General features: G+C 38.9%; 11 protein-coding genes. 8 read left to right on the top strand and 3 right to left on the bottom strand.

The features are described from left to right. Nucleotides 1-537: a gamma carbonic anhydrase family protein gene (locus MKJ01_RS00370; RefSeq protein WP_241610867.1), complete on the bottom strand. Its 537-nt coding sequence runs from the start codon at nt 535-537 to the stop codon at nt 1-3. A 151-nt stretch (nt 538-688) separates the two neighbouring features. Between MKJ01_RS00370 and MKJ01_RS00365 the strand changes: the two genes are divergently transcribed. From MKJ01_RS00365 to hemH, 3 genes are read left to right on the top strand one after another with little or no spacing between them, the layout of a single operon-like run. Continuing rightward, entirely contained in the window at nt 689-1,567 is an 879-nt protein-coding gene (locus MKJ01_RS00365) for a NifU family protein (protein ID WP_241610866.1), read from the top strand. 9 nt (nt 1,568-1,576) lie between these two features. Next, complete coding sequence (locus MKJ01_RS00360; RefSeq protein ID WP_241610865.1) at nt 1,577-2,014, top strand: hypothetical protein; 438 nt, start codon at nt 1,577-1,579, stop codon at nt 2,012-2,014. A 3-nt stretch (nt 2,015-2,017) separates the two neighbouring features. After that, on the top strand, nt 2,018-3,040 hold the full coding sequence (gene hemH, locus MKJ01_RS00355; protein ID WP_241610863.1) for a ferrochelatase: 1,023 nt from the start codon (nt 2,018-2,020) through the stop codon (nt 3,038-3,040). A gap of 81 nt (nt 3,041-3,121) precedes the next feature. Here the strand turns inward: hemH and MKJ01_RS00350 are convergent, their stop codons facing one another. Beyond that, on the bottom strand, nt 3,122-4,333 hold the full coding sequence (locus MKJ01_RS00350) for a type IX secretion system plug protein domain-containing protein (protein WP_241610862.1): 1,212 nt from the start codon (nt 4,331-4,333) through the stop codon (nt 3,122-3,124). A gap of 153 nt (nt 4,334-4,486) precedes the next feature. On the opposite strand from MKJ01_RS00350, the gene MKJ01_RS00345 reads away from it, so the two are divergent. Further along, a complete protein-coding gene (locus MKJ01_RS00345; RefSeq protein WP_241610860.1) occupies nt 4,487-5,125 on the top strand; it encodes an MBL fold metallo-hydrolase in 639 nt (212 codons plus the stop codon). 76 nt (nt 5,126-5,201) lie between these two features. Here the strand turns inward: MKJ01_RS00345 and MKJ01_RS00340 are convergent, their stop codons facing one another. After that, a complete protein-coding gene (locus tag MKJ01_RS00340; protein WP_241610858.1) occupies nt 5,202-5,756 on the bottom strand; it encodes a thioredoxin family protein in 555 nt (184 codons plus the stop codon). A 154-nt stretch (nt 5,757-5,910) separates the two neighbouring features. On the opposite strand from MKJ01_RS00340, the gene MKJ01_RS00335 reads away from it, so the two are divergent. The 4 genes from MKJ01_RS00335 (at nt 5,911) to MKJ01_RS00320 (ending at nt 12,921) form a co-directional block, all read left to right on the top strand. After that, nucleotides 5,911-6,507, top strand: coding sequence for a TetR/AcrR family transcriptional regulator (locus MKJ01_RS00335; protein ID WP_241610856.1), 597 nt, complete (start codon nt 5,911-5,913; stop codon nt 6,505-6,507). A 306-nt stretch (nt 6,508-6,813) separates the two neighbouring features. Continuing rightward, a complete protein-coding gene (locus MKJ01_RS00330; RefSeq protein WP_241610854.1) occupies nt 6,814-7,974 on the top strand; it encodes an efflux RND transporter periplasmic adaptor subunit in 1,161 nt (386 codons plus the stop codon). 174 nt (nt 7,975-8,148) lie between these two features. Beyond that, nucleotides 8,149-11,331, top strand: coding sequence for an efflux RND transporter permease subunit (locus MKJ01_RS00325; RefSeq protein WP_241610852.1), 3,183 nt, complete (start codon nt 8,149-8,151; stop codon nt 11,329-11,331). A 177-nt stretch (nt 11,332-11,508) separates the two neighbouring features. After that, on the top strand, nt 11,509-12,921 hold the full coding sequence (locus tag MKJ01_RS00320; protein ID WP_241610850.1) for an efflux transporter outer membrane subunit: 1,413 nt from the start codon (nt 11,509-11,511) through the stop codon (nt 12,919-12,921). Nucleotides 12,922-12,995 lie beyond the last annotated feature (74 nt).

Genomic DNA, 12,995 nt, shown 5'->3' with positions numbered 1-12,995 from the left:
TTAATTTTCAACAGGCTTTACATTGTCATTATACCAAGATGAATATTTTACATAATTATCTGCAATTCTGTTGACTTCTCCTTCCAGCAGCTGTGCATTGATATCTTTAATCTTCTTTGCAGGCACACCTCCCCAGACTTCTCCGGATTTGATATGCGTTCCCTGGGTTACCACAGAACCCGCTCCCACAATGGAATTTTCCTCCACCAGACAGGCATCCATTACAATGGCACCCATGCCGATCAGCACATTATCATGAATGGTACAACCGTGAACAATGGCATTGTGACCAATAGATACATTATTCCCGATGTTTAAAGGGTGTTTCTGATAAGTACAATGCAGCATGGCATTATCCTGAACATTTACTTTATTCCCCATCTTGATATAGTGAACGTCACCTCTTATGACGGCATTATACCAGATGCTGCAGTCTTTTCCCATCGTAACGTCTCCGATGATGGTAGCGGTTTCTGCTAAAAAAGTATTCTCCCCGATCTGAGGTGCTTTGCCTAAAAGTTCTTTTATAAGTGCCATAAGTCTTAATTTGAATATTTAAAAAGCAAGATGGATTAAAAATGAATGTCGCTTTATCATTTTAAATGATACTCATAGCAAAAATCTAACTTCCACTTCAAGCTTCTAATTTCTAATTGCGTATTTTTGTCATCTCAAATTTAAAGAAAAAATGCGTACGATACTTATAGAGCCGACTGAAAACCCGAAAGTGATGAAATTTGTCGCAGATTACAATCTGATTCCGGGATCTTTAGAGTTGGACAGAGATTCAGATATTTCAGAAATTCCTATGGCACAGGAGCTTTTCAATTATCCGTTTGTGGAAAGAATTTTCATTACGGCTAATTTTGTAGCGGTTGCCAAGCAGGACACTGTGGAATGGGAGCATGTAGCAGACAGTCTGAAGAATGTAATTGAAGATGAGCTGCTGGCTAATCCAAGGCTTTACCTCCAGAAGAAAAAGGAAATGTATCAGATTTATTCTGAGATGACTCCTAATCCGAATGTTATGAAATTCGTTTCCAATAAATTATTATTGGAAGGGTTTGTTGAAGTAAAATCAAGAGAAGGAGCGGAAGGTGTTCCTTTGGCACAGGCTCTTTATAAAGAATTTGATTTTGTAAAAGAAGTATTTATTTCTGATAATTTCGTGGCGGTAACCAAAGATGATTCGGTAGAATGGCATCAGGTAATGATGACCGTTCGTGCTTTAATTGCAGAGTATCTTCAGAACGGTGGTGAGATTTCAAACATCGAGGCCCAGAAACATGAAAATCCTGTTGAAAAAATCATTAACAGAGATTATACAGATGACGAGCAGAAAATTTCTGATATTCTAAATGAATATGTAGCACCTGCCGTGGAAAATGATGGTGGAAAAATTTCCTTAATGGAATACGACCAGGAAAGCAAAACAGCAAAAATGCTACTTCAGGGCGCATGTTCCGGATGTCCGAGCTCAACGGCTACACTTAAAAACGGAATTGAAAATATTTTAAAACAATTTGTTCCGGATTTGGTAGAAAGAGTGGAAGCTGTCAACGGATAACCATCATTCATGAAACCGGTTTCTCTTTTAATGATCTTCTTTGTTCTTTTTTCCTGTAAGAAAGAAGAGAAGCTTAATGATGGAATTCACGATGACCTCGTGGAAATGGGTGTCGCAAAAGACAGCATTCAGAAAATGGACGCAATTCTGGAAAAACTAGACAGAAAAAATGTTACTTTTCTCGACTATTATTTTCATAACTATTATGAGCTTGACAAAGAAATTCAGGATGAAATAAAGAAATCAAAGGGGGAACAATTCATCTATGATACTGACGAAGAGTATCAAAATCTATTTACACAACTAGCTATTCAAAAAGGGAATCAGTATAGAAAATCTTTAGGCATAACCGAAGAGGAAAAACAATTGGCGCTGGAACTCTATATTCTGCGCCTAAAGAAAAAATACGGTCCGGCAATTGATGAACGAGTGAGAAATCTTAATTAAATTATGAAGGGAATTTTATTAGTCAATCTGGGATCTCCCAGATCAACTGCAGTAAATGACGTAAAAGAGTATCTGGACGAATTCCTGATGGATGAAAAGGTCATTGATTACCGCTGGATTTTCCGTGCCCTGCTGGTACGTGGGATTATATTAAATACAAGACCTCCGAAATCAGCTGCTGCCTATAAAACGGTTTGGACGGACGAAGGTTCTCCGCTGATTGTCATTACAGAAAAAATTCAGAAGAAGCTACAAAAACTGGTAGATGTACCTGTAGAAATCGGGATGAGATATGCGCAGCCGAGTATAGAAGCCGGAATTCAGAAACTTGTTGACAAAGGTGTCTCAGAAATTGTGCTTTTCCCTTTATATCCTCAGTATGCCATGAGCACTACGGAAACGGTGATCGATAAAGCAGAAGAGGTGAGAAAAGAGAAATTTCCAAATATCAAAATAAACTATATCCAGCCTTTCTATAACCGGGAAATCTATATCAACTGCCTGGCGGAAAGCATCAGGGAAAAGCTTCCTGAAAACTTTGATGCCCTGCAATTTTCGTATCACGGGGTTCCGGAACGGCATATTTATAAAACCGATCCCACTAAAACCTGTAACCTAAACGACTGCTGTACGCGTGACAACAATCCGAGCCACCAGTTCTGCTACCGCCATCAGTGTTTTAAAACCACTGAAACGGTGATTGAAAAACTTAATCTGCCTAAAGAAAAAGTGATCGTATCTTTCCAGTCAAGATTGGGTAAAGATAAATGGATTGAGCCTTATACCGACGAAACTTTTGAAACCATTCCTAAAAAAGGAATCAAAAACCTTGCAGTGGTTTGTCCGGCTTTCGTTTCTGACTGCCTGGAAACATTAGAAGAAATTTCCGTAGAAGGAAAGCATCAGTTTACTCATGCCGGAGGCGAAAATTTCCATTATATCCCCTGCCTGAATGATGAAGACCGATGGATTGAAGTAGTAAAAACACTTTGCGAAGAAAAACTCAACGAATTTTATTTTGTTTAGTATAAAAACCTCCATTAAGGAGGTTTTTTTGGAACTGTACTATTTATTTTAGTTTGCTTTTAAAGAATCAGCTCATCTGCATTATCTTACCGGTGTCCTGAACTCACCATATCCCATTAATCCGTCATAATTCCTTCCGAAAGGTGCATAATATAAAAATGCCTGATACAGGTTTTCCGTCTGCCAGAAATTTCCGTTTACTTCGCCAAAATTCAGGCTTCCGTCAGGATTTTTTGTAGCTAAAATATAGTTATAGAATCCTTGTTTTAAATATATTCTTGCTACATACTTTTTCGCAGCCTCATCATAATGCATCTGATTTTCTTTAGAAGGCTGAAAATTATTAAATCCTCCCAATACATAAATTTCTTTGTCTACAGGATCAGAATCCAGTGAAAAATATACCCATGAATAATCTGCTTCTCTTTCCGCATCTCTCTCCCTGCCCAGATCATTCCTTCTGTAATACCAAGCTCCGTTTACATCCGGCTGATACTGATAGTTCAATGGAAAAGCCCACACCGGGTGAAGATAGGTATTATTCACGCCTTCTTTCACCTCTGTTGCCCGGACCATATCAGCAGCCATGTTCATATTTTTATTATCAAAATAATAAAACTCATTATTACCGGGGAACACCAGCGACATTTGTTGGAACAGCAGCTGATTTCCCATTGTCGTACTCGGCTTCAGATTATTTACCCGAACATTGGGATTATTATTCTGTATTACATTCAGTGTCATAGAATTGACATTGGAAGAAAGATCTCCTCCCTTGGGAACTGCTTTTACTTCAACTCTTTGGTTGGCATCAGGATTTCGGGCATCAGCAAATCTGGAAACTCCTACCGCCAAGGTTGCTGCATCCTCTACCAGATAAAATCTTCTTTTAAAAAGTGGTTTTTCTGCAGAATCCTTATAAACGATAATTTCAAAATTTCCCGAAATTTTAGGCTGGATCTTATCATTCGGAAAGTTCAGCTTATAATGTGTATAGGCCTGGAGGGTATTGAAAGAATACTGGAATTTATCCAGCAGGCCGTTCATGCTTCCGTTGGCAAATTCTGTAAAAAAAAGATTGTCTTCTTCCCAGTTCCTGTTATAATGCTTAAGGGTATACCGATAAATTTCACTGGAATTGGTAAGGTCATCAAAGCTTAACACCAGCTGCTGATTAAAATTAATAACCGGCGTTTCATCATTCGTCTGGGGATTGAACAGCTGAATGCTCTGGATGTTCTGCCCAAAAACCAATCCGCTTAAAGAAAGTAAAAATATTTGCAAAGTTTTCATTATGACGAAGATAAAGAAAATTCAATGCTAAACCATAAAAGACGTACAGTTTATTGAACGGCATCTGTTTTTTAACATTTGCTGTATTTAAATACAATCTTATGAGGTAAAAAGAAGTATTGTAACTAAATTTGTCATCATTAAAATGAAAATATGCTTCAGATCCAGACCTTCGTATTTAATTTTGCGAGCGAAAACACCTATATCCTCTACAACGAAAACAGAAAAGCGTGGCTGATTGATCCGGGAAATATGACCGACCAGGAAACCAAAATTATCCAGGAATTCATTACGGAGCACATGCTACAGATTGAAAAAATACTGTTAACTCACGCTCATATTGATCATGTTTTGGGATTGCAGTGGGCAGTCGACACCTATAAAGTACCGGTAACCATGCACAGGGATGATAAGGAAGTCCTTGACATGTTCCAGATCAGCGGGATGAGATTCGGAATGACGCTTAACCATATTACAGCAGATATTGAATATATTAATGAAGGTGATGAGATGAGTCTTGACGGGGAAAAATTCAAAATCTATCATGTTCCCGGCCATTCTCCGGGAAGTATTGTATTTCACAATAAAAGCCAGCAATTTATGATTTCCGGCGATGTTCTGTTTGAAGGCAGTATTGGAAGAACTGATCTTTATAAAGGCAATTATGAACAGCTTATAGAAGGCATCAGAAATAAGCTTTTTATTCTGGATGATCAAACCCGGGTTTTTTCAGGCCACGGAAATCCCACGACCATCGGTTTTGAGAAACAGCATAATCCTTTTCTTAAATAAAATATGAATTATTTTGTGTAAAAAATGAAGAAGCCGTCATGAACTGACGGCTTCTGTTGTTTCTATTACTTAAAGTTTATTTCCATTTAATATTGCATCCCATACTCGGCCTTTGGATTTCTTCCTGCGGCTCACCCAATAAAAGATTCTCAAAAGCAATGATCAGGTCTTCTCCGGTCACATCTTTATTGTTTCCCGGTCTGGAATCATCCATTTGTCCTCTGTAAATAAGATCCAGCTTTTCATCAAAGAAAAAGAAGTCCGGTGTACAGGCTGCGTCATATGCTTTGGCAATTGCCTGGCTTTCGTCGTATAAATAGGGAAAATCAAATTTCCTCTCAATCTGGAATTCAATCATCTTTTCAGGGGAATCTGCAGGATATTTTTCTACATCATTGGCATTGATTGCTATAAATTCAATCCCTCTTTCATTGTAGTCTTCATACAACTCATGTAATTTATCAATAACATGCAGTACAAACGGACAATGGTTGCACATAAAGATCACCAAAGTACCTTTTTCTCCTTTCAGGTCATCCAATGACTGGATTTCGTTACTTTTCGAGGGATTCGGAAGTTCAAAAAACGGTGCTTTTGTTCCTAAATCGATCATCTTCGAGGGCGTATTCATAAATTTTTTATTTGTATACAAAGATAGAAATTTCTTTTATTAATAGCAGGTCTGAGATTTTATAAACTTCCGTTAAATGTTAAATTTAAAAATTGTTTTGGAAGTTACGGTTAAAAGTTTGTAGTTTTGCTAACACTGTTAGTTAAATAATATCATGGGCTTACACGAACGTCGCCAGAGAGAAAAAGAATCCATCCGTGCCAATATTCTGGACGCGGCCTTTTCTTTGGCCAAAACGGAAGGCTGGGCTTCTCTGTCGATCCGGAAGATTGCTGATGCTATTGAATACAGTGCACCTGTAGTCTATGACTATTTTGAAAATAAAGAAGCCATTTTATTTGAGATTTCATTAAACGGCTTCCACCAGCTGCATATAGAACTGCTGAAAGCACAGAAAAAGCACGATACTCCCGAAGATCAGCTTACAGCTATTGTAGATGCTTATTGGCAGTTCGCCTTTAAAAATAAAGAATATTATCAGCTGATGTTCGGTCTGGGAATGCAGTGCAGCGGAAAAGGCATGCTGAAAGAAGAATTTTCATCATTTCAGGATATGCTGTATGATTGTACCTATGAAATTATAAAAAAGAAAGGCTCGAATACAGACAATGCTTGTCACTCGTCCCATGCTTTATTTTCAGCAGTACACGGTTTAATTTCTATCATGATGATGAGGAACGATGATATTCCTTCAACCATGAACAAAACAACTTTAGACGAAACCGTTTCCGCGTTCATTAAATCTTTGTAAATTTTTTTTGAATTTAAGATTAACACCGTTAGGAATTATAACACCATGTCACATCTAACAATTTATAATAATACATAAGACTAAAATAAATTTTAATTTCTAATTAACACCGTTAGTAATATTAACACACCCTTATATTATCCATTCTTAATACCTTCTAAACTTTCTAACTATGAAAAAATAAAATCTGATTACCATTACATATCCTTTTTTTTAACTTTAAATTAACACTGTTAGATAAATTAACAGAATATGAATTAAAAACATCATTACTAAAATTAACACTTTATTAAACTTAAACTTACAATGAAAATATCCGGAAAAATAAAGATTATTATGCTGATTACAAGTATGATTCTTTTACAAAACTGTACCAAGGCTGCCGAAGGATCAAATGCCGCTCCTCCAGCTCCAGAACTTCCCGTTTATACCGTAATTACTTCTCCTGCGACCACATATCAGGAATTCCCAACTGCACTGGAAGGAAAAAATAATGTGGAAATCAGATCGCAGGTAGACGGTTACCTTGATAAAATTTACGTGGAAGAGGGTGCTTACGTAAGAGCCGGCCAGCCTTTATTCAAAATAGACTCAAGAGCCTATGGTGAACAGATGAATATGGCTAACGCTAATTTACAGGTTGCTAACGCCAATATTCAGAAAGCTAAAGTAGAGGTTGACAGGCTTCAGCCATTAGTAGCTGCCAAAGTAGTTTCTGATGTACAGCTGAGAACCGCAAAAGCCAATTATGCTGCTGCAGTAGCTACAGCTTCACAGGCCAGAGCTTCTGTTGGAGGAGCCCGCATCAATGTAGGATTTACCACAATCACCGCTCCCGTAAGCGGCTATATCGGAAGAATTCCTCATAAAAAAGGAAGCCTGATTTCAAAAACAGACCCGAATCCGTTGACCTTACTGTCAGATATCAGCGAAATTTATGCTTATTTTTCTTTGAGTGAGCTTGATTTTATTGCATTCCAAAATAAGTATGCTGGTGCTACTTTACAGGAAAAGCTGAAAAATATGCCGATGGTAGAGCTGGTTATTGCAGACAACAGTATCTATTCTGAAAAAGGAAAAATGAGCATCGTAGACGGACAATTTGATAAAACTACCGGTGCTATCAGTGTTCGTGCGGTTTTCCCGAATGCGAACGGAACACTGAGAACCGGAAATACCGGGCGTGTGCGTATGCCACAACTGATTTCAAATGCCTTGGTGGTTCCACAGGAATCCACGTTTGAAATTCAGGATAAAACATATGTGTACGTGGTTGGTAAAGACCAAAAAGTCACCAGTAAACCGATAAAAATATCAGGGAAAACTGACAATTACTACTTTATTTCTGAAGGCTTACAGCCCGGAGAAAAAATAGTATATGTAGGATTGGGTACCCTAAAAGACGGTGCTTCCATCAAGCCAAAAGTTATTTCTTCTGACAGCTTGCTGAAAGCAAAACCGTTGTAACGGTTTGAACTTTTTAACTATAAAAGTCACAAAAGTTTTTTAGTACTTAAGTAATGTAAAGTTAAATGCAACTGCTAATAACCTTGATCAATAGCTTCAATATAACCAAAAGCAGCTTAAGTATTTAAAATTCAGGCTAAAAAAGTTTGCGCAACATTAAAAAATAAACTTCTTATGTTAAAACAATTTATAGAAAGACCGGTCCTCTCAACGGTTATCTCCATCATACTTTTATTATTGGGAGCACTGTCTCTTTTTAATTTACCGATTGCCCTCTTTCCGGATATTGCACCGCCAAGCGTTCAGGTGACCGCCTTTTATCCGGGAGCCAATGCAGAAGTGGTTGCCCGTTCTGTAGCTACACCAATTGAAGAAGCCGTAAACGGCGTTGAAAATATGACGTACATGACTTCGAATTCCAGTAACGACGGAACGATGACTTTGAGCGTATTTTTCAAACAAGGATCCGATGCAGATAATGCTGCTGTAAACGTTCAGAACCGTGTTTCCAAAGCGATGAGCCAGCTTCCGCAGGAAGTGGTTCAGGCGGGAATTTCCACGCAGAAAGTTCAGAACAGTATGATTATGTTTATGGGATTGTCAAGTGACGATCCAAAACAATATGATGAACTTTTCTTACAGAATTATTTGAAAATCAACGTTATTCCACAGATCCAGCGTATTCCCGGCGTTGCACAGGCACAGGTTTTCGGAACAAGGGATTATTCGATGAGATTGTGGCTAAAACCGGACAGATTAGCTGCCAACGGACTATCGCCACAGGAAGTTTTGAATGCCGTGAAAGATCACAACTTAGAAGCGGCACCCGGACGTCTTGGACAGGGAAGCAAGGAAACTTACGAATATATTTTAAAATATAAAGGTAAACTAAACAAAAACGAAGATTACGAAAACATAGCTATTAAAGCCAACAGCGACGGTTCTTTCCTAAGACTGAAAGATGTGGCAAGAGTAGAGTTCGGCTCGTATACTTATACAGCAGCCAACAGAGTGGATGGTAAACCTGTTGCCGGATTTGCCATCCTTCAGACTGCAGGATCAAACGCAAACGAAATATTAACTGAAATTGAAAAGCAGGTTGACCAAATGAAAACGACCCTTCCTAAAGGAGTTGAGCCCATTATCATGTATAATTCTAAAGATTTCCTTGATGCATCCATTCATCAGGTTGTGGAAACATTAGTCATTGCATTTATTCTCGTATTTATTGTAGTGTATATTTTCCTTCAGGATTTCAGGTCCACCTTAATTCCCGCAATTGCAGTACCAGTTGCGATTATCGGTACCTTCTTTTTCCTTCAGTTGTTTGGATTCAGTATTAATATGTTAACATTATTTGCATTGGTACTTGCCATCGGTATTGTAGTGGATGATGCGATTGTTGTTGTGGAAGCCGTTCACTCCAAAATGGAGCGTACAGGGATGCCTGTAGAACAAGCCACGATGAGTTCCATGAGTGAAATCTCCGGTGCCATTATTTCTATTACGCTGGTAATGTGTGCCGTATTTATTCCGGTTGGTTTCATGCAGGGGCCTGCAGGAGTTTTCTACAGACAGTTTGCATTTACTCTGGCAATTGCCATTTTAATTTCTGCCATTAATGCATTAACGTTAAGTCCTGCCTTATGTGCTATATTCCTCAATGACCCTCAGGGAGAACACGGTGATCATGGTAAAAAAACAGGTTTTGGCGCAAGGTTTTTCAATGCTTTCAATGCGAGCTTTGACAACATGACTAGGAAATATATTTACAGCCTTAAATTTTTAATTAAAAATAAATGGGTTGCCATCGGAGGTTTGGCCGTTCTGATTGCAGGCAGTATTTTCTTAATTAATAAAGCACCATCAGGATTTATTCCTACAGAAGATCAGGGGTTTGTTTTGTATGCGGTGAATACACCTCCGGGAAGTTCATTGGAGAGAACTCATAAAGCAACAGAACAAATCGACAATATCATCAATGGTGAAAAAGCTAAAAACCACCTTTGGGTAGCAGACGGGATGAACTTTATCAGCAACTCTAATGCTTCGCCTTATGCTGCAGGTTTTATTAAATTAAAAGACTATGACCAGCGTGGTGAAGTAAAAGACCCGGATCAGATTGCCGCCGGATTAACCGGAAAAGTAGCTCAGGTAAAAGATGCAAATGCCTTCTTCTTCAACTTTCCTACTGTTCAGGGATTCGGTAACGTTTCCGGATTTGAATTTATGCTTCAGGATAAAAACAACGGTAATTTCGAGCAATTAGGAACAACAACCCAGGCATTCATCGGAGAATTGATGAAACGTCCTGAAATTGCATTTGCGTTTACCACATATGCGGCAGGAAACCCACAGTTTACGATTGACGTGGATTCAGATAAAGCCAACCAGCTGGGTGTTTCAATTACAGAACTGATGCAGACGATGCAGATCTATTACGGAAGCAGTTTCGTTTCAGATTTCAACAGATTCGGGAAATATTACAGGGTTATGGCTCAGGCAGATATTCCTTACCGTACCGATGCGAATTCCCTGGAAGGAATTTATGTTAAAAATAAATCAGGCGAAATGGTTCCTGTAAAAACATTAGTGACGTTGAAAAGAACTTTCGGTCCTGAGACAGTGACAAGAAACAACTTATTCAATGCAGTTACCATCAATGGAACCCCAAAACCAGGTTACAGTACCGGAGACGCTATTAAAGCGGTGGAAGAAACTGCTCAGAAATCACTTCCGAGAGGTTTTGGATATGAGTGGACAGGAATTACCCGTGAGGAAATCAAAACAAGCGGACAGACAACTTTCATCTTCGCCTTAAGTATTCTTTTCGTTTATTTCTTATTGGCAGCCCAGTATGAAAGTTATATTCTTCCGTTTGCCGTTATTCTTACGATTCCGACAGGTATTTTCGGGGTATTTGCTTTCACAGGACTGGCCGGGATTGACAATAACATTTATGTTCAGGTCGGGTTAATCATGCTCGTCGGACTATTGGCTAAAAATGCGATTCTGATTGTCGAATTTGCCGTCCAGAGAAGAAACGCCGGAAGAAGTTTACTCGAAGCTGCACTTCAGGCCTCAAGATTACGTTTAAGACCAATCTTAATGACCTCTTTTGCTTTCATCGTAGGGATGCTTCCTTTAGTCTGGTCTCAGGGTGCCGCAGCAAAAGGAAATCATTCTATCGGCATCAGTACGGTTGGCGGAATGTTTACAGGAGTGGTATTCGGGATTTTTATTATTCCTGTGATGTTTGTGATTTTCCAGTATCTGCATGAAAAAATGCCGAGCAGAAAAAAGAAAAGACTTCACAGGCAAAAACCGGAGGCTGAACTTTTAACAACGGCTCATTAAAAATGCTAACAAAGCTTTGAGATGTGAAACCTTAACGGTTCATGGTAAACCCGTTATTTTAATCAATGGAAAGAGTTTCTATTAAAATAACCTCAAAGTTTTGTCATCAATTAAAAGTTAAAATTATGAAATCACCAGGATTACATAAGACCTTTTAATAAAAATAAATATTTACTTATGAAAAGAATAAAAAATATCATTATCACATTTGCTGTGGCTTTAGGCTCGGTTTCCTGTGTGTCTAAAATGGCATTCAAAGAACCTGATCTGGAGCTTCCGGAAACGTTTAAATATACTGCCACGGCTGATACCGCAAGCGTCGCAAACCTGGAATGGAAAAAGTTCTTCAACGATCCGATGCTGCAGGGTTTAATCGAGAAAGGAATCAAAAACAATTACGATTTACAGATTGCTTTAAAGCAGGTTGCTTCATCACAGGAAAAACTGAAACAGGCAAAATACCTTCAGTATCCCGATGTGGGCTTCGGTGTTTCTGCACAGATTTCCAGGCCATCAAAAAACAGTATGAACGGACAGAGCTTAAATTTATTTTTAGGTCAGAGTCATGTTGAAGATTACAATGCCGCATTTAATCTTTCATGGGAAGCGGATATCTGGGGCAAAATTAAAAATCAGCAGGAAGTTTCAAGAATGCAGTACCTGCAGACGTATGAAGCGACAAAAGCTATTCAGACACAGGTAGTGGCTGCTATTGCCCAGGGATATTATAATTTGCTGATGCTGGACAAGCAGCTACAGATTGCAAAAGCAAATTTAGAGCTCAGCACCAATACCCTTTCCCTTACAGAAAAATTATGGCAAAGTGGTGATACGAGTTCATTAGGTGTTCAGCAGGCAACCGCACAAAAGCAGTCAACAGAACTCTTAATTACGCAGTTGGAACAAAATATTGCGATTCAGGAAAACGCGCTGAGTATCCTCGTGGGTGAAAATCCGACTCAGATTACAAGAACCATCGAAATGTCCGAAACATCTTTGCCCCAGGATATTTCGGCAGGACTTCCGGCAGCCATGGTAAGCCGTCGCCCGGATGTCCGTCAGCAGGAGCTTATTTTACTGGAATCCAATGCAATGGTGGGTATTGCCCAGGCCAGCATGTATCCGGCTTTAAGAATTACGGCAAACGGAGGGGTCAATTCATTTAAGATCGATAACTGGTTCCAGATTCCGGCTTCCTTATTCGGATCTGTTCTGGGAGGAATTACACAGCCTATTTTCCAGAAAAGGCACCTGAAAACAGATTTAAATATTGCTAAAATCCAGAGAGATAAAAATGTACTGGCATTCCGTCAGTCGGTTTTAAATGCAGTCGGTGAAGTTTCTGATGCTTTGGTTTCCAATGAAAGTTTAAAAGTTCAGGAACAGAAAGCCGCAGAACAGGTAACAACTTTAAAAAATGGAATCAAAAGTGCCGAAATGCTATATAAAGGCGGCATGGCCAACTATTTAGAAGTGATCACTGCCCAGGGCAATTCTCTGCAGGCTGAACTGAATCTTGCCTCTGTAAAAAGACAGCGGTTAAGCAGTATTGTAGATCTGTACCGGGCATTGGGTGGCGGCTGGAAGTAGTAAATTTAATTATATTATTAATGAAATGCAGTCTTTCGGGGCTGCATTTCTTCGTTTTTAATATCTCAGTAGCC

This window comes from Chryseobacterium sp. SSA4.19, from assembly GCF_022601875.1.
GTDB lineage: Bacteria > Bacteroidota > Bacteroidia > Flavobacteriales > Weeksellaceae > Chryseobacterium.
This window is presented reverse-complemented; position numbering and strand designations above follow the sequence as displayed.

Excerpts from the sequence above, each read along its gene's own strand:
- MKJ01_RS00340 (WP_241610858.1), bottom strand. The coding sequence starts at position 5,756 with ATGAATACGCCCTCGAAGATGATCGATTTAGGAACAAAAGCACCGTTT.
- hemH (WP_241610863.1), top strand. The coding sequence starts at position 2,018 with ATGAAGGGAATTTTATTAGTCAATCTGGGATCTCCCAGATCAACTGCA.
- MKJ01_RS00360 (WP_241610865.1), top strand. The coding sequence starts at position 1,577 with ATGAAACCGGTTTCTCTTTTAATGATCTTCTTTGTTCTTTTTTCCTGT.
- MKJ01_RS00345 (WP_241610860.1), top strand. The coding sequence starts at position 4,487 with ATGCTTCAGATCCAGACCTTCGTATTTAATTTTGCGAGCGAAAACACC.
- MKJ01_RS00330 (WP_241610854.1), top strand. The coding sequence starts at position 6,814 with ATGAAAATATCCGGAAAAATAAAGATTATTATGCTGATTACAAGTATG.
- MKJ01_RS00335 (WP_241610856.1), top strand. The coding sequence starts at position 5,911 with ATGGGCTTACACGAACGTCGCCAGAGAGAAAAAGAATCCATCCGTGCC.
- MKJ01_RS00365 (WP_241610866.1), top strand. The coding sequence starts at position 689 with ATGCGTACGATACTTATAGAGCCGACTGAAAACCCGAAAGTGATGAAA.
- MKJ01_RS00350 (WP_241610862.1), bottom strand. The coding sequence starts at position 4,333 with ATGAAAACTTTGCAAATATTTTTACTTTCTTTAAGCGGATTGGTTTTT.
- MKJ01_RS00370 (WP_241610867.1), bottom strand. The coding sequence starts at position 537 with ATGGCACTTATAAAAGAACTTTTAGGCAAAGCACCTCAGATCGGGGAG.
- MKJ01_RS00320 (WP_241610850.1), top strand. The coding sequence starts at position 11,509 with ATGAAAAGAATAAAAAATATCATTATCACATTTGCTGTGGCTTTAGGC.
- MKJ01_RS00325 (WP_241610852.1), top strand. The coding sequence starts at position 8,149 with ATGTTAAAACAATTTATAGAAAGACCGGTCCTCTCAACGGTTATCTCC.